The sequence below is a fragment of the Streptomyces sp. G7(2002) genome, from assembly GCF_028870195.1.
Taxonomy (GTDB): Bacteria; Actinomycetota; Actinomycetes; order Streptomycetales; family Streptomycetaceae; genus Streptomyces; species Streptomyces nigrescens.
Window position 1 is genome coordinate 62,832 of the sequence record NZ_CP102609.1, and the last position, 18,673, is coordinate 81,504.

General features: G+C 69.5%; 10 protein-coding genes and 1 pseudogene. 7 read left to right on the forward strand and 4 right to left on the reverse strand.

Features of this window, described 5'->3' with window-relative positions; all coding sequences use genetic code 11:
• The first annotated feature begins 322 nt into the window (after nt 1–322).
• From NUT86_RS00295 to NUT86_RS00305, 3 genes are all read left to right on the forward strand, one after another.
• The gene (locus NUT86_RS00295; RefSeq protein WP_274732576.1) at nt 323–4,030 is read left to right on the forward strand and encodes an nSTAND1 domain-containing NTPase; all 3,708 of its coding nucleotides are present in this window, start codon (nt 323–325) and stop codon (nt 4,028–4,030) included.
• Between the two features lie 369 nt (nt 4,031–4,399).
• Entirely contained in the window at nt 4,400–5,869 is a 1,470-nt protein-coding gene (locus tag NUT86_RS00300; RefSeq protein ID WP_446750741.1) for a Helicase associated domain protein, read from the forward strand.
• A gap of 383 nt (nt 5,870–6,252) precedes the next feature.
• Entirely contained in the window at nt 6,253–8,178 is a 1,926-nt protein-coding gene (locus tag NUT86_RS00305) for a hypothetical protein (protein WP_274732578.1), read from the forward strand.
• A 125-nt stretch (nt 8,179–8,303) separates the two neighbouring features.
• Here NUT86_RS00305 and NUT86_RS00310 read toward each other — a convergent pair whose 3' ends face one another.
• Entirely contained in the window at nt 8,304–8,738 is a 435-nt protein-coding gene (locus NUT86_RS00310; RefSeq protein ID WP_274732580.1) for a replication-relaxation family protein, read from the reverse strand.
• A gap of 550 nt (nt 8,739–9,288) precedes the next feature.
• On the opposite strand from NUT86_RS00310, the gene NUT86_RS00315 reads away from it, so the two are divergent.
• Together NUT86_RS00315 and NUT86_RS00325 are read left to right on the forward strand one after the other, a co-directional pair.
• Nucleotides 9,289–10,122 (forward strand): PIG-L family deacetylase, encoded by an 834-nt coding sequence (locus tag NUT86_RS00315; protein ID WP_266448598.1) that lies wholly within the window; start codon nt 9,289–9,291, stop codon nt 10,120–10,122.
• Nucleotides 10,123–12,410: 2,288 nt separating this feature from the next.
• Nucleotides 12,411–12,908, forward strand: a complete 498-nt coding sequence (locus NUT86_RS00325; RefSeq protein WP_274732584.1) for a GNAT family N-acetyltransferase — start codon at nt 12,411–12,413, stop codon at nt 12,906–12,908.
• 45 nt (nt 12,909–12,953) lie between these two features.
• Here the strand turns inward: NUT86_RS00325 and NUT86_RS00330 are convergent.
• From NUT86_RS00330 to NUT86_RS00345, 3 genes and pseudogenes are all read right to left on the reverse strand, one after another.
• Nucleotides 12,954–13,611: pseudogene (locus NUT86_RS00330) on the reverse strand (IS630 family transposase); the annotation flags it as partial.
• 507 nt (nt 13,612–14,118) lie between these two features.
• Nucleotides 14,119–14,757, reverse strand: a complete 639-nt coding sequence (locus NUT86_RS00340; protein ID WP_446750742.1) for a maleylpyruvate isomerase N-terminal domain-containing protein — start codon at nt 14,755–14,757, stop codon at nt 14,119–14,121.
• The gene (locus NUT86_RS00345) at nt 14,754–15,638 is read right to left on the reverse strand and encodes an NAD(P)-dependent oxidoreductase (RefSeq protein ID WP_274732587.1); all 885 of its coding nucleotides are present in this window, start codon (nt 15,636–15,638) and stop codon (nt 14,754–14,756) included. The genes NUT86_RS00340 and NUT86_RS00345 overlap by 4 nt, the downstream gene beginning before the upstream one ends.
• Nucleotides 15,639–15,784: 146 nt before the next feature.
• On the opposite strand from NUT86_RS00345, the gene NUT86_RS00350 reads away from it, so the two are divergent.
• Both NUT86_RS00350 and NUT86_RS00355 read left to right on the forward strand, forming a co-directional pair.
• Complete coding sequence (locus NUT86_RS00350; protein ID WP_446750814.1) at nt 15,785–16,867, forward strand: GlxA family transcriptional regulator; 1,083 nt, start codon at nt 15,785–15,787, stop codon at nt 16,865–16,867.
• 238 nt (nt 16,868–17,105) lie between these two features.
• Nucleotides 17,106–17,348: a hypothetical protein gene (locus NUT86_RS00355; RefSeq protein WP_274732591.1), complete on the forward strand. Its 243-nt coding sequence runs from the start codon at nt 17,106–17,108 to the stop codon at nt 17,346–17,348.
• Nucleotides 17,349–18,673 lie beyond the last annotated feature (1,325 nt).

Sequence of the window (18,673 nt, forward strand, 5' to 3'; positions counted from 1 at the left end):
CCTCTGTTCGTACAGAGCTACTGCTTGGCATGGGTTCCCCCTTCGATGGTCTTGTTGCCTGCGGCTCGGCTGACGGCTTGGGTGTGCCACGCCGGCCTGGCGGCAGGATGTGCGACCGGGTCGGTTGCCCCACTCCCCCGGGGCGGGGCAACCGGCCGGGGCAAGAGCAAGCCCACCCGCCGCAGAGTTGTTTGACAGCCCTCTGAGCTGCAGCTAATCAATTCGCCCGGTGCCCTGCCGCGTCTGGGGTGCCGTTGTGGACGTGGTGGCCTGGCCCATAGGCTGGAGAAACGCTTGCAGGGATTCGGGGGGGGAGCGGCGAGTGGGGCGTCCGGAGAATCCGATCGATCCGCAGGACGGTCCGGTCCAGCGTTTCGCCTATGAGTTACGCAAGCTGCGAGTGGAGGCGGGGGCGCCGGCCTACCGGTCCATGGCACGGCGCGTGGGATTCTCAGCGGCGACGCTGTCGCAGGCCGCCGCGGGCGAACGTCTGCCGACCCTGCCGGTACTGCTCGCCTATGTGCGCGCCTGCAACGGGGACGTGGAGGAGTGGCAGCACCGCTGGGAGCAGACCGACGCCGAGCTCACCCGCCGGCCACGACCGCAAAACGACGACGCCGATCCGCCCTACCGTGGGCTGGCCCGCTTCGAACCGGGCGACGCGGAACTGTTCTTCGGCCGCGACGAGTTGACGGCGCAGCTGGCCGAGGCCGTCCGTCGGCACCGTGTCAGTGCGCTGGTGGGTGCGTCGGGAAGCGGCAAGTCCTCACTGCTCCGGGCCGGACTCATCCCCCGCCTGCGCGCCCCGGACGAGGCCGACGGCCAGGCACCGGCCGCCGTACGGATCCTCACCCCGGGCGTACACCCCATGGTGCATGGCGAACGTCTGGAGCCGGCTCCCGGGGCCGGGGAGACCTGGCTGCTGGTGGACCAGTTCGAAGAACTGTTCACCCTCTGCACGGATGATGAGGAACGCGGTGCTTTCCTCGATCGTCTGCTGGCCGCGCGGGATGGGGCCAGCCGACTGCGCGTGGTCCTGGCCGTGCGGGCCGACTTCTTCGGCCGCTGCGCCGACCACCGAGCCCTCGCCGTTGCTCTGCGGGACGCCACACTGCTGGTCGGCCCCATGGACACCCACCAGCTCAGGGCAGCCATCGTCCGACCTGCCGCAGCCCGCGGGCTGATCGTCGAGCGGGACCTGACCGCCCGCATCATCGAAGAGATCGACGGCGAACCCGGCAGTCTTCCCCTGATGTCCCACGCCCTGATGGAAACCTGGCGCCACCGGCGAGGACGCACGCTGACCACCCAGGTCTACGAGGCAGCCGGCGGCCTGCACGGCGCCATCGCCCGCACCGCCGAAGACACCTACACCCAACTGCCCCCCGCACAAGCCGCCCTCGCCCGCCGCACCCTGATCCGCCTGATCACCCCAGGCGACGGCGCCCAGGACACCCGCCGCCCCATCAACCGCAGCGAACTCAACACCAACGACCCCGCCGACACCACAGCGGTACTGGAACACCTGGCCGCCGCCCGGCTGATCACCCTCGACGACGACACCATCGACCTCGCCCACGAAGCCCTCATCACCGCCTGGCCCAGACTTCGAGGATGGATCGAAGAAGACCGCAACGCACTGCGCACATTACGTCAGCTCACCGAGGCCGCCCATGCCTGGAGCAACCTCGACCAGGACCCCGGGGCGCTGTACCGCGGCACCCGCCTGGCCCAGGCCGAAGAAGCCTTCGCCACCCCCGACGCCAGAAGCAACCTCACCACACTGGAACGGGACTTCCTCACCACAAGCACCACCGCCCACGACCACGAACGACACGCTGCCGCCCGCACCACCCGCCGCCTGCGCCAGTTCACCGGCACACTGGCCGTCCTACTCGTCCTCGCCCTCACCGCGGGCATGATCGCATGGGACCAATACCGGACCAGCGAACAGCAACGGCACACAGCAGTGACCGCGCAGCAGGCGGCCCAGTCCCGTGCACTTGCCGCCCGCGCCGTCCAGATGAGTGACGAACGCCCTGAGGCGGCCATGGTCCTCGCACTTAAGGGATATCGGCAGTCCCCCACCACGGAAGCACGCAGCAGCCTGCTCAGCGCCTACGGCCGCTTCTACGCCAACCAGTTCACCGGGCACCCGAGGACGGTGGTCAGCACAGCCTATGCAGCGGATGGCCGCACCCTGGCCACCGGGAGCACCGACCACAGCGTCAAGCTGTGGGACACACGCTCCCATCGCCTCCTGGCGACCCTCACCGGCCACGCCGATGCCGTGAGATCGGTGGCGTTCTCCCCCGACGGCCGCACCCTGGCCACAGCGAGCTTCGACCACAGCGTGAAGCTGTGGGACACGCGCTCCCACCGCCTCCTGGCGACCCTCACCGGCCACATCAAAGAGGTAACACACGTCGCGTTCTCGCCCGACGGCCGCATGCTGGCCATCAGCGGCGACCGCACTGTGAGCCTGTGGGACACACGCACCCACCGGGAACGTGCCGTCCTGACCGGGCCCACCTATGGGGTGGTGAGCCTGTCGTTCTCGCCGGACGGCCGCATGCTGGCCGGGGCAGACACTGGGGGCACGACCCGCCTGTGGGAGGTGTCCTCCCACAGGGTCCTCGCCGTTCTGGCCGGCCACACTGACGTCGTCTGCGGGGTGGCGTTCTCCCCCGACGGCCGCACCCTGGCCACCGCGGGCGGTGACCGGGACGTGAAGCTGTGGGACGTAAACTCCCACCGCCTGCTCACGACGCTGACCGGCCACACCGGCATCGTGGGGGAGGTGGCGTTCTCGCCGGACGGCTCCACCCTGGCCAGTGCGAGCATCGACGGCACCGTCCGTCTGTGGGGCCCGCGGGCACACAAGGCCCTGGCCACACTGGCCGTGAAGCAGCCCGTCTACGCAGTCGCATTCTCCCCCGACGGCCGCACCCTCGCTACCGCGGGCAAAGACACCCGCCTGTGGAACGTGGCCTCACGCCGACCGGTCGCCACCCTGACCGGGCGCACCGGCGCGATCACTTCACCAAGGTCCATCGCCGACCGCGACGCCGCCCTCACCGTCGACTACGACAACCTGCTGGTCCACTGGTCCACAGCCCCCTCGCGCACCCGCCCGGCACCCATCCGCCCCCCGAAACCCGTCACCACGTCGGTGGCCAGCAGTGACGGCCACGTGCTGGCCACAGCAGGAGTTGACAACACCGTACGCGTGTGGAACCTGGCGACCGGCAGCCGCACCGCCACTCTCACCGGGGCAACCGGCACCGTGCGGCAACTCACGATCACGCCTGACGGAAACACCCTGGCCACCGCCACCGGCAACGACGGCACCATCCGGGTGTGGGACGTCGCCACCCGCCGCACCACCGCCGTCCTGCGCGGAGCTCGCAAGCCCCTGAGCACGGTGGAGCTACTGGCCCTGAGGCCCGACGGTCGCGCTCTGGCCGCCGTCAGCGCCGACGGCACCACGCGGCTGTGGACCATGCGCCCCGGGCAGACCGGCACGCCCCTGCCCGGCCCAAAAAATGGCGCCGTCAGTGCGCTGGCCTTCAGCCCAGACGGCCAAACCCTGGCCGCCGGCATCGTCGCGGGCGCCATTGGCGACAGCACCATCCGTGTGTGGGACATCGCCACCCGCCACACCACCACCACCCGCAGCGGCCAAACCGGCGTGGTGGAGGGGGTGGCGTTCTCGCCCGACGGCCGCACCCTGGCCACCGCGAGCGCCGACGGCACCGTCCGTCTGTGGAACGCCCTCGCCACTCACGTACGCGCCACCCTCACCGGTCCCAGCCACGGCAACAACAAGGACATGCGCACAACAGTACGCTTCTCCCCCAACGGCCATGCCCTGGCAACCCTCAGCTCCCACTTCAGCTCCCGCAACGCCGCCCGCATCTGGAGCACCGACGCCGACTACGTCGCCAAGCGCATCTGCCGCCTCAGCACAGCTCACCACTGGGCCCAACTCATCCCGGACCAGCCGGTGAAGGAGCAGTGCCCGTCCTGATAGACAGCCGCGATCGCTGGAGCCGGCGAATTGACCGCGGTCCCAAGTGCGCCGATATTCATGCAGCGTCGCTGTGTTCATGGCGAAGATCAACGCCCAGGGGTAGGAGGGCGGTTGGCCAGGCGGCGTTGCAGGCCGAAGTGGCGGAACTGGTAGACAGGACCGATCTGGCCTCGTCGCGGCGCTCGGCCGCTGCAGTCCCTGCATCAGACTGGGGAGATGCCAAGACGCATAGGAAGTGCCACGAACGCGTCCTGGATGATGTCACCACTCGCCACCACACTGCCCCACCATGTGCCACTGACAGCAGGGCGGTTCCAACACGTCAGACAAGCAGTCGGGAAGACCTGACGCTGACGCATAAACGAGATGCAGTCACTGACATCTAGCCAGCACTTCACAAAAGTGCTCGGGGAAGGCGTCGACACCCACAACTGCGACTCCGTGTACTGGGCCGACGTACGCGGCTCCATGCCCGACCTCGTCCAGGCAGTGGGGCGTGCGCTGCGGATGCAGCCGGGTGAGGGAAAAGTCGCCAGCCTGGTGGTGCCGGTTCTGCTCGGGCCCGGGGAGACGGCGGACAACATGCTGACTTCCAAGGCCTACGGCGGACTCGCCAAGCTGCTTGAGGCGCTCCGCGCGCACGACGCCAGGGTGGTCGAGGCACTGGCCGAGCAACAGGCGCCCAGCCGCTACAAGCCCGTCCAGAAGGACTCGGAAGGCAGGAAGCAGGGCGGTGAGGGTGGGGACGGAGGACCTTCCACTCCTGCGAAGGCGCTGCTGAAGTTCTCCACACCGCGCGACCCCGCACAGCTGGCCGCATTCATCAACCTGCGCGTCCTCAACCCGGAACGCGAGCACTGGCGGCGCGGTGTGGAGGCCGCCGTCATCTACGCCCGCGAGCACGATGACCTGCGGGTGCCATTCACGTACCGCGTCCCAGAACGTGAGGAAGCCGAGGGGGTGGGGTGGCCGGCCTCGCTCGCCAACTTCCCGCTGGGCCAGTGGATCGCCGACGCCAGGCGCTTCTACGCCCGCGGCGACATGGACGAGGACCGCGTCGCGCAGCTGGACAAGCTCGGCATGGTCTGGTCCCGCTTCGACGTCGCCTGGGAGGAAGGCCTGACCGCCGCGCGCGGATGGGCCGCCCAACACGGCCACCTCCTGGCCCCGCTCGACGCCACGTTCCAGGGCGCGGCGGTGGGCATCTGGTTGAAGAACGCGCGGGCCGCGACGAGGAAGGCGCTGGAGATCGAACAGCGGCGTGCCGAGGGGCTGCCCGTGGAGTCGTCGGCCGGGGCCATGTCGCAGGAGCGGCGCGAGCAGCTGGAGGACATCGACCCGTCCTGGTGCCCAGCCTGGCCGGTGGAGTGGCAGCGGGCCTTCCACCTGACCCGGCAGCATCTGGACGAGGGCGGGACGCTGCCCACCGCGGCGGGCGACGTCGTACGCCAGGGCGAGGACCTCGGTCGGTGGGTGCGGTCGGTCCGGCTGGGCTGGGACAACCTGACGACCGTGCAGCAGTGGATGTGCGAGCAGGTCCTCGGCATCGAGCCCGCGACCGAGAACGAGAAGCCGCCCGCGCGCCGCACCCAGGCCGACAAGTGGGCGATGAACTACGAGGCCGCCCGCCAGTTCTACGAACGCGAAGGACACCTGCGGGTGCCGAGGAAGCACGTGGAGACAATCACCGTCGGCGGGGACGGCGGGGAGGACCAGGCGCAGCGAGACGTACCGCTGAAGCTCGGTGCCTGGGTCGGGAACCAGCGGTCCCGGGCCGCGACACTGTCCCCGGCGCGGGTGGAGCAACTATCCAAGATCGGGATGCGCTGGGTGTGATGGGCATCGTCATCACCGCGTCGCCGCGCTCGCGGCCGGCCATCAGCTGGGCGGTTGCGCCCGTGGCGGCACCTGGGCGGCTGGGCGGCCGATCAGGTCCGCTTCGCCGGGGTGGCACCGGGCGGGAGGCGTCGTCGTCCTGGTCCACGTCGTCACCGCGCCGCGCACCAGCTGGCGCGTGATGCGCGCCCCGGCCACCGCGACGCGGGCGCCCGGCGCCCGGCGCCCATACGCGATCCGGACTGGGCCGCCACCCGCATCCGTAGAGACAAGGGAGGAGCAGCATGAGCACCGAGCAGCACGGCGCGGACGCGGACGCGTAGGGCCAGCAGGTCTTGACGGCGGGGCTGCGGTCTACGTGGGCCTTGGTCGATCCGGGCGAATTGCCACGGAACCTGCTCTCGGGGGCCCGGTCGGACACGCGGTGGGCACAGCGTCTGCGGGCGAACCGGAGCAGCAACATTCTGATCGAGACGGCGCTGCATGCCGCTGCCCGGCTCAGTGAGGGGCTGGTGCTGTCGGATCTGGAGCAGCAGTTGGTTGATCAGATGGCCCGGATCGTGTCGGTGGAGGAGGTCGCGGAGTACGGCAAGCTCTTCAAGGACGCCCCCGGCGCCGCGGAGTTCTTCCCGGCCGGTGTGGAGCGGATTCCCCTGGAGCGCTCCTACTCGCTGGCGGACTACGCGGCCGACCAGGAGGTCCTGGTCCGCGATGCGCTGGCCCAGCCCAACGTCAACACCATCGACCTGAGTTCCCTGCCTGAGGGGGAGCCGCTGGACAGCCTGGACAGTGAGGAATTCATCGCCGCGATGGGTGAGCACGGCTCCGCGCTCACTCTGGTGACCGCCCCTCGGTCCGCAGAGGAGACCATGCCGGCGACCTTCACCTTGAAGCCGCACAAGTTCATGAGCGTGACAGGGTCCGATGAGATCGGGGCCGACGAGTTCTACTGGGCCGCGGGCGCAGGCAGCGACGAGGCGGCGCGCCGCGAGTACCGGTCCGGTGTCTTCGGGAGCATGTACACCGGCAATACCCGCAGCTTCGGCGGCTCGGACATCCTCTTCCACGGGCCCGTGGACCGGTTCTGCTTCATTGACATCGAAGCGTGGGAGGAGGACAGCGGCGGCATCTTCCACCAGATCAGCAAGTACCTGTACCAGGTCTCCGACAAGGCGCTGGAGGCAGCCGAAAGGGGGCAGGCTTCCGGGATTCCGGACGACAATGCCCAGGCCGGCGCCGGCGCACTTGCGCTGTTCGGGTTCGTCACCAAGTTCGTCGGCTGGCTCTTCTCCCTCTTCGAGAACAAGGACGACTTCGTCGCCCACCGCTCCCTCGGCTTCACCCGCGAGGCGCTCGTCGCGCTGAGCAAGGTCCCCGGTGGCGTGGGGTGGCCCGCCGGTCTGGCCGTCTATGAGTTCAACGGCGGCAAGGAGGGTCACCTCAGGCTGTGGATCCGCACCCTTGCCGAGCCCGAGCCCAACCACGTCGCCCTCCTGACCCACAGCGGGTCCTGGAGCGCCCCGACGCTGGCCTGGCCCGGAGCCAAGACCCCCTCCGCGCCCGCCCTGGCCTTCCACGCCGGTGACCTGTACTGCGCGGTCCGCGGCGTCGGCGACCAGATCTGGGTCAGCCGGCGCCAAGGCAGCAGCTGGAGCACCTTCGCCATGGTCCCTGGACATCTCACGAGGCGACCGCCGGCCCTCGCCTCGTTCAACGGCAGGCTCTACCTGGCCCACACCGCCCACAACGGCCAAACGGTCGTCACCTCCTCCACCAACGGCAAAGACTGGTCAGCCCCCGTCAACCTCTCCGGCACCACCGCGCACTCCCCCGCCCTGGCCGTCCACGCCGGCAAGCTGCACTACGCGGCCTGCGGAGGCAACGGCGGCATCTACCTGTCCACCCTCGCCCCCGGCGGCACCTGGTCCGGGTTCGCCGGCGTCCCCGGCAGCGAGACAGAGGCGGCAGCCGTGACACTGGCCAGCCACCTGGGCAAGCTCTACATGGGCAGCCGCAACAGGACCACCGACCGCGTGATGATCACCATGCACAACGGCACCGCGTGGGAACGTCCGTACGCCATCAACAACGGGACCACCCCGGACATCCCTGCCCTGGCTTCCGGCGGCACCACCTTGTACTGCGCGGTCCGCGGCGGAGACCGCAAGATCTGGCTCACCCGCCTCACCGGCGCCGGCTGGCAGACGTTCGTGCCGATCACCCAAGCCGCAACGACCTACTCCTTCCCCGCCATCGCCGCCCGCGGCACCGACGACCTCGCCTTCGCCTACCGCTCCACCAACCTCTAACCACAGCGTCCTCCCCACGGCCCTCCCGCGCAGGACACCTAAGCGGACCCAGCGGGCAACGACGAAGTGCGCGGGAATCTCCGTGGCTGAGCGGTGTCGTTGGCGAAGCTCGCCAACGACACCGCTCAGCCACACCAGCGGGGTGTGCGGCGCGGCTGGAGGCACGGTCGGACCGGTCGCCATAAAAGGGTGTCGGTGACCTTCACCGCGTGCTTGGCACCCGAGCGCGCGGCGCCGCGGGCGGTGCCGCCCATCTCCCGCACCGGCCGGTCCAATACCGCGGCCGCGGCCTCCGGCCCGGGGCCGGTCAGGTTCCACAGCGTCTCGGAGACCAGATGGCCGTTGGCGTTGGTGCGGCCGGCCGAGCCGAGCGACTCCACCAGGCCGTCGCGGCCGAGGTCGAGGCAGCCGTTGCGGACGGTCTGCGCGCTGGCCGTGCCCGGACACATCAGCTGCCGGATCTGCTCGGCGGTCGCCACCTTCACCACACCCAGCGCGGCGAGGACCATCTGCCGCGTCCTGGCCGTCGACCCGTACGGCCGACGCTTCGTTCCGCCCACTGCCCACCCCTCCCAGTGCACCGGTCGCGGCCGGCGCGTCCTCTGGGCCGTACGGCCACGAGCCCGGCCCGGAACCCGACGCCTCTCCCCCAATTCACTAACGCCCACCACTGACGAGGAGGGGGGAAGGAGGGTTGTCGAAGTGCCGGCGGCCCCTTACCCAGGGGATCTGACCTGCAGCTTTGTCCCCTCACACCGGAGACGGTGGCGTAGGGGGGTGGTAGGGGAAACCGTAGGGCGCACTGCAGGAGGCACGCTGCGCGGGAAGCCTCAACGCCCATCAACACCAAGGTGCTTACCACCGGGCGGAATGCGGGCGGGTGCTCAGAGCGGTACCCGGCGGCTGCTCCCTCTGTCCCCGGGCCTGCGGCTGCGCCCTCGGGGAATCGTCGTCCTGCCGGCGCTGTTGCATCGACCGAGGGACCGGCGCCGCACGGGCAGGGAGCACGGAGACCACAAGGTCGTCCGCCCACCAGGATCCGGGCCCCGGGATCTCGGTACGCCCGCCGCGCTCTCAGACCAGGATGTATTTCCGCAGGAGGACTTGTTCATGACTGGCCGGCCCTTGACGCTCATGGCAGTGCACGCCCATCCCGACGACGAGGCCACCGGAACCGGAGGAGTCCTCGCGCGGTACGCGGCGGAGGGCATCCGCACGGTTCTCGTGACGTGTACCGACGGCGGTTGCGGTGACGGACCAGGGGGTGCCAAGCCGGGCGACCCCGGGCACGATCCGGCGGCCGTCGCCTTGATGCGCCGTCAAGAACTCCAGGCGAGCTGTGAAGCCCTGAAGATCAGCGATCTGGAAATGCTGGACTACGCCGACTCCGGGATGATGGGCTGGCCGAGCAACGACGCCCCTGGATCCTTCTGGCAGACCCCCGTGGAGGAAGGCGCCGCCCGACTCGCGGAACTCATGCGGCACTACCGACCCGATGTGGTTGTCACCTATGACGAGAACGGCTTCTACGGCCACCCCGACCACATCCAGGCCCACCGCATCACGATGGCGGCGCTGGAGATGACCGCGCTGACACCGAAGGTGTACTGGACGACGATGCCCCGCTCGATGATGCAGCGGTTCGGGGAGATCGTGCGCGAGTTCCATGAGGACATGCCGGAGCCGGATCCTGCTGAGGCCGCCGCGATGGCCGAGATCGGCCTCCCCGACGATGAGATCACCACGTGGGTGGACACCACCGCATTCAGCGGCCAGAAGTTCGACGCGCTGGCCGCACACGCCAGTCAGGGCGAGAACATATTCTTCCTCAAGATGGGCAAGGAGAGGTTCGGCGAGTTGATGGGCATGGAGACCTTCGTACGTGTCCAGGACCCCACCGGCGGGGCCGTACCCGAGAACGATCTCTTCGCCGGACTGCGCTGATCCGACCGTCCGGCCGGGGCCTGCGAAGGTCATCAGCCGCACAGCACGATCGAGCGCGCCGCACACCCGGAGGCCTGTCCACGCGGGTTCCGCTCCGGCAGCCCGCGACCACCTGGCAACCGTACAGGTGGGAGACCTGCGGGCTGCCGCACGGACATGCGCCGTCGTCAGCACCCCCGGCCGCATCGAGCCCCAGCAGCCGCGCCACCAGCACCGGCCGGGCACCCCAAACGCGCCGTGACCTCGCCCCACACGCCCGGCTCCCCACCCCCTACCTTCCTCCCGGACACCGACGCCCACCACCGCGCAGCCGCGCGGCCACTGAAGGATCAGAAAGGATCAGAAGTGCCGTTCCCGAGACAGCGGAGCGGGGTGGGGTGTACCGCCCATGACAGCCGCACCCGCTACCGAAGCCACCCCACGGCAGAGATCTCGCTCTTACTCAACACCCGGCCAGCGGCAACGCCCCGGCCTGACCTGCCGTCGCTGGCACCCACCCACTGACACCACACCGGCACATCGCAACCGGCGAAGCAACCGCCTTCTACACCCCACGCCTCGATGGCACCTGTCGGCTGACACTGCCCCAGCTCCTCGATGGCACCGGCATCACCCTCCGCCGCCACGGCACACCCCGACCGCCGAACTCATCCTCACTCCACGCGCGGCCCGGCACCTCTCCACCCTCACCCGCACCCCGTCCCCCACCTGACGCGCCCTGCCCACCTCTCCTCCGCGACGCCACCCACGACACCGAGGCGGCCGCGTACTGGACGCGGCTCAAGACCGAGCAGCAGCCCGTCCGTGCCTGCACCCTGTGCACCCGCCGCCGCAGCCACGACGCCACCGGCACCGCCTGGGTGCAACCGGCGCCCCCGGCTGATGTGCCCACGCCCCCAGCAAGCAGCCCCGACCCGCGGCTCGCTTCCGCCCTGCGCGCCTGGGCTGCGCCGGAGCTTGTCGCCGCGCACCACGCACACCAGCAACGCGAACGATCCCCTCCGGTCTTCCTCACCACACACGCCACTGACCAGCATCATCCGGAACCCCAAGCCCCCAGAGAGCGCAGCCGCCTGTAGACGCGCCACCACACCTACGAGAAATCCAAGATCAATCCCACACCACTACTGAACTGCAGGCCAAGCGCCCGAACAACCAAACCGAACACGACCCCAGACCACGTCATCACGCCCGAACGCAGCCACTGCCCCTGCTCCCAGATCCCAGCCGGAAGACGGGACACCGAACCAAAGCCACCCAGTCCCCTGAAGAGCACTGCTCCGTCACAGCAGCAGGAACGGCTGACAAGGCTGGGTGTACAGCCCGCCGGGCCCCGGCGCCGCGGCCCGGCCGGCAAGGGCGCGAAGGTGCCCGGCAAGGCACAGCAGGCGCTCCAGCGGGCCTGGCGGCCCTCACGCAATGGACCGAACGCGAAGGCCGCCGGCCGGTACCGCGCGGCCATGGTGAGCAGGTCGCGGTCGGCGGCGAGACGGAGCCGGTGTTCGTGAAACTGGGCGTATGGGTCTCCAAGCGTATGGGTCTCCCACACCAAGGCCGCCGCCGCAATCTCACCTCCGAACAACGCGAGGCTCTACGGGAGTTGGGCATCGACTGGGCGTGAGGCCGCCACCGGCCGGTCGGGCCGCCCCTGTGCGGTCCTACGGACGGCTGGCCGCGGCGGACATACCCGAAGCCACCGGATGTGACGTCGTGAGTACGGGTACTCATGCACGAGTTATGGGCACCGCTTACCTTCGCGAGATGCCTAGGAATCCACGGGAGTCATCTGCTCCTGGCAGGAGCGGCTTATGCTGCTGTCTGCTGTTCGCCGCTCTCCCCCTTATCTGGTTCGTCGCCGCCCCGCTCCTGCCGGAGCAAGTGTTCTGGTTCCCCTTCTGGGTGGGAGCTGTCTTCTGGAACGGAGCGGACGGCCGAGGAGGCGTCGGTGACTTGTTGGGCTGACGGTGGGGCATCGGAGGCGTGGGGGTTTGGGGCCCTCGCCAAGTCGGGCGGTGGCTGGCACGGCAGCGGGAGGCGGGCATCTGGGCGCAGCGGTCGGAAGAACAGCAGCTGGGGCTGTCCAGGCTGGGCGTGCAGCCTGCCTAGTGCTCTGGCCGGGAAGGTTCACCGGGGCGCGGCTGAGGTCGATGGGACGGGGCCGCAATCGGGCCGGGGTATGCGTTGGCCGCTGCGAAAACCGTTGGACACCTCCTGGGCGCGCCTGGAAGATTCCCGCTGTGTCAGACAAAGCCGAGCGCCGGACCCCAGCCTCCACGAGGGGGAAGTCCGTGCGCTTTGTTGAGTTGTCGAGCACGACCATGGTCGCCTTGCTGGAGGACGACCTGGCTCGAGCCAGTGCCGAAGCAGGTGTCGCTCTCACCGAGTACTTCGTCACCGACAGGGCAAAGTGGGTGTGGCAGTACCGGGTCAATCAGCTGACCTCCGACCCGGGTTGCGCGGGGTGGCTCACGCAGATGGTGGTAGCCGAGCCGGAAGGCGTCGTCGTGGGGTATGCCGGGTTCCATGGGCCGCCGGATGAGGCGGGCATGGTGGAGCTCGGTTATTCGGTGATCCCCGTCCACCGTCGTCAGGGCTACGCCAGGGCGATGCTGACCGCACTGGTACGTCGGGCCGTTGCAGAAGCCCGCGTCAGGACCGTGCGGGTGACGATCAGTCCTGACAACACGGCATCCCTGGCCACGATTTCTGGATTTGGCTTCGTCGAGGTCGGAGAACAATGGGACGAGGAAGACGGCCTCGAGCTCATATTTGAAGTTCCTGTGTGATCAAGCTGCTGCTGGAAGCGGTCGGCTTCCCAGCGGTTGCCTTTCTCGCTGCGGATGCGGGCGACGTTCCTTGCCCTGCTTCGGCCAGCAGGAGCCCGCGGTGGGCCTGATCCCCAACGGCCCGAGCTCGTCGGAGGCGAAGACCCGGTCCGGGAAGCCTTCCTGCACCTCCTCGGTCCGGTCGAGCTTGGCGTCGCGTCCGGATCGGGGCTCCTTCCTTGGTGCGCTGGAAGGAGATGCCACGGCGCAGGAGCAGGCTCCGTAAGGCTTCACGGCCGATGCGGATGGCGCGTTTGTGCACGCGGCGCAGGTAGGCGGCGAGTTTGCGGTGGACCAGCGGGTGAAGGGCCGGCCGAGTTGGTGGGGCGGTGGTGGCTGTCTGGACGACGAAGTCCCCGTCGTCAGGCTTGCGCAGGCGGGGACGGCTCCCGCCCCTGAGGTCCGGGCAGGCCAGGCTGATCTTGTTGAACCGGTGGATCACCTCCCGGACCGTGTCCCGGTCGGCTGGACCAGCTGGCGATGACCGGGACACGATTTCCGCCGGGGACGCCAGCAACATCATCGCCGGCCGGTAGCGCACCGAGTTGGTACTGCCCCGGCGCACGATCTGCTGCAGCTTCTGCCCTTCCTGATCGGTCAGTCTGCGCACCCGCACAGGTCGGCCACCACACCTCCGGCCGTAGGAACGGACTTCACCGCCCATCCAACCGTTCTGCCGCCCCCGGCGAACCTATGCGGACACCCCCTAGGCGCCTTGTCCCGCCCCGACGGCCGTGTGTGCGGTGAAGAGGTCGAGCCAGGCGTTGCAGTGCGGCCTGTGGCCCTTGCGCAGTGGGTGGGGCGGGAAGGCCCGGCCGGCCGGCCGGTGCCATGTGGTCACAGCGAGCAGAGCGTCGTCGACGGTGAGAGGGCCGGTAGCAGTCCGGCTCGGGGTATGGATCTCCGACACCAAGCAGCGACGCGAAGATGCTGTCTGTTGAAGGGCCGGCGCGGGCTGACGGCGCTGTTCTGGTCGATCATCAGCCCGTACGGCGCCTTCCGTCTGGAGAGGGACGAGCGCCTCGGCCTCGGCTTCCTGCGGCCCTGCCCGGTCCGAAGAGCAGGGGATGAGGTGATCCGCTGTTCGGGGCTGCTGGTGGGGGTGTCTGGAGGATGCGGTCAGTGCCGGCGGAATCGTGGGGTGGCTCTGGTGGTCAGGGTGCGGGCGGGGTCAGCGCACGGTTCCGTTCCACTGCCAGTCGGCGCGGCGGGGCAGGCCGGGTAGTGGGATGCGGCCTGTGCACCACAGCAGAGTGTCGGACGGGGCGTGGCCGGACGGGGCGTCGGGGAAGAGGCGGGTGAGGGCGGCGGTGCTGAGGCTGTCGGGTGGGGTCCAGGGCAGGCCGAGGGCGCGGGTGATGTCGTAGGTGTGGACGGTCAGTTCGGTGATGCCCATGGCGGCGAAGCCGGTGGCGTCGGAGTGGCCCCAGGGGTGCCAGGCGCGTGCCTCGGCAGGCGTGTCGCGGACGGTGGAGGTGAGGAGGGTGGCGGCGATGCGCAGGCCGTCCAGGCAGGCGGGGACGGGGGCTTGGGGGTCGAGTGAGGCGAAGAGGGTGATGTAGCGGTCGTCGGGGCGGGCGATGAGCAGGCCGGTGTAGCCCATCAGGCCGAGGGCGAGGTGGTCGAGGGTCTGGCGGCAGGTCCAGTCGAGGGCGTGGGCGGGGCGTGACCAGTCCTGGTCGGCTTGTTGGAGGAGGGCGGCCAGGCAGTCGTCGGTGGCGGCGGCCAGGAGGTCCGTCCATGGCACGGTGGGAGCGGGAGCCGTCGGGTTTGGCGGGAGGTGAGGGGTGGCTGTTGGTGTCCGGGTCATTTGTTGTCCGCCGGGTTCTTGAGGATCTCGATCACGCTCGCGTAGCTGTCGGAGCCGTGGCCTGCGGCTTTGGTCCGTTGCATGGCGGACTTCAGGAGTTCGGGCAGGGCGTTGTCGATGCCGCGGGCCGCTGCCGCGTGGATGAGGTGGTCAATGGCCGCGATCTGCACGTCAACGGTGGCGTCGTCGCCCGGGTAGCGGCCGGCGTCCACCTGGGGGGCGTAGGTGGCAAGGAAGCCGGCCACGGCGGTCAGCCAGCGGATCGCGACCGGGGTGAAGGCCGTGGCCTGTGTGTTCTCCGCGCCGACCAGTGCGGTGCCGTGCAGCCAGCCGGTCATGGTGGACCACATCAGGCCCAGCAGGGCGGCGTCGTAGAGGGAGGCCAGGCCCGGGTCGGTGCCCAGGTGCAAGGGGTCTCCCAGGGTCGCCAGGGTCGTGCGGTGGGCTTCGAAGACGGCGTGGGAGCCGCTGTAGAGGAACATCATCTCGGGGTTGCCGACCCCCGGCGGGGTGGTCATGATGGCGCCGTCGAGGTAGTCGGCGGCGTGTGACCGGGCCCATGCGGCGGCCTGGTGGGCCTGCTCCGGGGAGCCGGAGGTGAGGTTGACCAGGGTCTTGCCCGTGAGGGAGCCGGCGACGGGGTCGAGGACGGCGTGCAGTACGTCGTAGTCCAGTACGCAAGCCAGGGTCAGCGGGCTCGCTGCGATCGCCTCCTGGGGGGTTGCGGCCAGGCGGGCGCCCCGGTCGAGAAGCGACTGGGCCCTGTGCGCCGTGCGGTTCCACACGGTGGTTTCGTGGCCGCGCTCCAGCAAGGCGGCGGCCAGCGCCGATCCCATTGAGCCCAAGCCGATGACGGTTACTGCCGGGCGATCAGAATGCATGCCACCACTCCCTGTACGTCCGCGTGCGGCGGTTGGTCACGTAGGACCAAGATCGCAGCGTGCGGCGGCCGGGAACAGTGACACCGGTGACAGCAACCACCAAATTCCTGCCATACCCTTCGGGTATGAATCCTGGTTCCGTCGCCGTGGTCGTGGCCGAGGACATCGGCGTGCCCTCATGGGATCTGTACGAGTTGAGCATCCCCTGCACCGTCTTCGGCAAGCCGCAGCCGGACCTGGCCGACCCCTGGTACGACCTGCGGCTGTGCAGTACGGGCGAGCCTGAGCAGGACAGCTCTGCGGCCAGGGCCGGGGCCGGGGCCGGGGCCGGGCTGTCGATGCGAACCCGCTACGGGCTCGATGACCTTGCCGGCGCCGACACGGTCATCGTGCCCTCGGTGCCCGACGCTTGCGTCGAGGACGGCAGACCGCTGCCGCCGGCACTGATCACGGCCCTGCGCCACGCCTACGACGCAGGCGCCCGCATGGTCTCCCTGTGCACCGGCGCCTTCGCACTCGCCGAGGCGGGGCTGCTCGACGGACGACGCGCCACCGCCCATTGGATGCACACCGCTCAACTGGCCGAGCGCTACCCCAAGGTAGATGTCGACGACTCGGTGCTGTACGTGGACGACGGCGATGTGCTCACCAGCGCCGGACTGACCGCTGGACTCGACCTCTGCCTCCATCTGGTACGCCGTGACCTGGGCGCACACGTCGCCAACCAGCTGGCCCGCCGGATGGTGGTACCCGCCCACCGGCCCGGCGGCCAGGCGCAGTTCATCGACCTGTCCGTGCCCACCACCGACGACGGGAGCCTGGGCCCCGTCCTGGACTGGGCCCGCAGACACCTCGACCAGCCCCTGACGGTCGAGGATCTGGCGCAACGCGCAGCGATGAGCCCACGCACCCTCCACCGGCGGCTCCAGGCAGCCACCGGGACAACTCCCCTGCAGTGGCTCCTCAACCAGCGCCTGGGACGAGCCCAAAACCTGCTGGAATCAACGGACTTGCCCATCGAGAAGATCGGGGAGCTCAGCGGCCTCGGCACAGCGAACAACCTCCGCCACCACTTCCTCAAACAGATCGGAGTGTCACCCAGCAACTACCGACGGGCCTTCCCCCGAACAATGCCCGACTCCGAGCCGCACCCCTCCCTGCCTGAGAGCCGGGAGGGGCCGGAGAGGGGCGACGGCGGACTGACCGCGGCGCATCCGATGCCCAGGTGACGCCGAGGGCGACGGCGTCAGACAATTGATGCCAGGCGCCGTCTGGGGCTCTCCTGCGCCGTGGCGCACCCGGTGGCCTCGGCGCCGATCTCCTTCGCTGCGCGAGCGCGGCCGTCGGTCGGCTGCACGTCACCGAACAGGACATCGGCCGTCCACGGTACGTCCACGAGGCAGGGGCGGGCGGCGATGTTCGCAGGGCGGGCTGTCCGTACTCGCCGAACTCCCAAGCGAACTGATCGTGACGGACACCGACGACGGGCCCGCTGCCGCGCGAGCCCGCGGCCGGGCCGGCAGACGCCGGCCCAGGCCGTCCGAGGACCAGGCCTCGCTCGCCCAGCAGCTCTGCGACGCCGTGAGAAGACCCACCGTCCAGCAGATCGCCCACCTCTCCGGCGTGGCCCGGTCGACGGAGTACGGGCACCACGACAAGACCGCAACCGTGCCCCGCCGGCCCAAGAAGGCCACGGTCACACCTTCCTGACCTCTGCTGCGCACCCGGGGTCAGGGAGAGGAATTCGGGGCGCGTAAGCCGGTGCCGGGTCAGCCACAGCAAACGCAACCGGACGGCATCCGCACACGCCCGCCCCAGTGCCGGCGGACAGCACCCCGCAACCGCCGAGCCACACAGCAACCCTCACCCGCCACGCATCACGGCGTCGAGGAACCGACGCATCCCGGCAAGTGAACTTGATGACAGACCTGCACACCGGCCTGCTGCCCACCACTTCACCGGACACCAACACAACGACGCGGGCTCGACAGCGCCACCCACAGCACCCTCTACACTCTCGCTGCCGGACACCCAACCCCCGACACTCCGACCCACACCGCCGACCGACACCGCCGACCTGAACGCCTTCCGCCACACGACCCTGCGCCACGAACAACCGGAACGGTCTGACAACGGACCCATCGGACACGACCCAGCGTGCCCCACGACAAATAGCGCACCGAACGCACTGCCCAAGCCTTGAGGACGTACCCTTCCGCAGTCACCTGGCCCTCCGCCTTCCCCGCGCGTGTTCCCTTCGACGTCCTTCGTCCATACGCCGCAGGAACGCGACCTTGCCGTGTCCACCATGGCATGCGGGAGCACACACCACCGCAGCCCCTGAGGGGCGCCCGGTGAACCCGCAGGATCTCCGCGCTCGGCCCGCCCGCGTAGGTGAGAACCTGGTCGTACTCGGCGATCTCGCAGTCCCCTTGAACGGTGACAAGCTGCAAGTCGAGTCGTCCGGCAGCACGTTCGGGGCCGTCGAACCAGATGCTGCAGCCCCGCTCCCCGAACGCGCAAGTGCAGGTGCAGGTGCAGGTGCGCAAGCCCTCCTTGAGGACGAACCCGCACACAAGGTGAGCGAGATACTCGATGAGCCTGTCGTGGTCCGTCCAGTGCGATTCCGCGAAGTCAGCCGGAATCCGTAGGCGCTCACGCGCTTGGTCAAGCCAGCATGTCCAACCAGTCAGCGCCGCAGCAGAAGATCACCAGGCGACACAGCAGCACACTACCGAACCCCGACACTTCCCTCCACGCCTCCTCGAACCAACCACCCTCCAGCACGAAGACGTGCTCACCAGGTATCAGCCCTTAGCACCAGAACGACGGCCGACCTCCACGCGCGGAGAGCACCGCCCCATCCCGTTCGCCCCGGTCATTCCGACCGGCCCACCTCCGCCCGCGCGGAGACCACGCAAGCGCCATCACCGCGGACTGCTCGGCCGACGGTTCACCGCCGCTCGCGCCGAGAGGACCGGAGGATCAGGAGCGTGGGCAGAAGTACTGGCGGTTCACCTCCGCCTGCGCGGAGA